2 protein-coding genes are annotated in these 1,252 nt (G+C 47.0%); one reads left to right on the forward strand and one right to left on the reverse strand.

The window, feature by feature from the left end; all coding sequences use genetic code 11:
* Positions 1-119 precede the first annotated feature (119 nt).
* Positions 120-749, forward strand: coding sequence for a hypothetical protein (locus A3766_RS02365; RefSeq protein WP_068513486.1), 630 nt, complete (start codon positions 120-122; stop codon positions 747-749).
* On the opposite strand, the gene A3766_RS02370 is transcribed toward A3766_RS02365, so the two are convergent.
* Positions 739-1,252 (reverse strand): efflux RND transporter permease subunit (locus tag A3766_RS02370; protein ID WP_197479210.1); only part of this gene is annotated, 514 nt, incomplete at its 5' end. The two genes, A3766_RS02365 and A3766_RS02370, sit on opposite strands and share 11 nt — an antisense overlap.

The following is a 1,252-nucleotide window of genomic DNA, read 5'->3' on the forward strand; positions in this document are numbered from 1 at the left end:
GTATACGGAGGATAAGTCGCTACTCAAACTTGCCGAGAATCACAGCTTTGATGAGCAAGACCTAAAGGAAAACAATACTAAAGGCCGTGATGAAACCAAGCCTAATAACGGGCATAGTGATGGCTAAGCAAGCAAGTGAACAAACAACAGGCGATAAAGAGTCTGAGCAATACGAGTCCGTCTCGCACAACTTCGATGCGATGAATCGTGCTATAGATACCCAAGTGGATAAACAACTGGAGCTCTCCTCTCTTTATCAGTTCCAGCAGAGCTCTCGTCGCACACTGATGGCCATGCACATCACCGTCAGCCTCTGCGTGCTTGCCCTAACAGCTACGGCTATCTGGTGGTTGCTCTCAAGCTCAGGCAGCTTTTTCAGCAGCGATATCACCTATACCGAATCGATACTCAAGTCCGCCTCAGACCGAAAGACTAGCGATGCCCTAAAGATTATCTCTGAGGCTCAAGATTCAAATAACAATCCAGACAAAGCCTTTATTGATACCTCCTTTACCGTGTTTCACCGCACACTTATATCGACAGGTGAATATGTGGTAACAGGTAAGACTTACGAGCCAGATGACCTACAAACTCCCTCTGAACAATATTGCTACCTGGAACAGAGCCAAAGTAGCAATCAGCTGAGTGGGCAGGCACTCTCTTATATCGAAGATAAAGAACTTATACTCGAGACGGAAGATCAAGCCATGATTAGCCTGGCACACCGCTACTGCCAGTTTAGTCGCTAAGTGCTTGCTTGCGAAACAGTCTCTGTATATCGGCAATCACCAAATAATTTACCGGCACCAGCACTAGGGTAATTAAGGTAGCGAAAACAATACCAAAGCCTAAAGAGACCGCCATCGGAATCAGAAACTGAGCCTGGGTTGACTGTTCAAACAGCAATGGCATCAAACCAAAGAAGGTGGTCAAAGAGGTAAGAATAACTGGGCGGAATCGTGCAGCAGCTGCACCGCTAACTGTTAGCAATAAGTCCCTGCCTTCCTTGCGGCGCTTGTTAACAAAATCCACCAGAACCAAGCTATCGTTCACGACAATTCCCGTAAGCGCCAACATTCCCAGCAAGCTAATTAGCGTCAGGTCCATCCCTATAATCCAGTGCCCGGCAATGGCTCCGATTGCGCCAAAAGGAATCACCGCCATGACGACCACCGGCTGCAAGTAAGACTTAAATGGGATCGCCAATAAGCTATAAATTATAAACAGCACAAATAAGACGCCCCATTTCAAG

The sequence above is a fragment of the Oleiphilus sp. HI0132 genome, assembly GCF_001635845.1.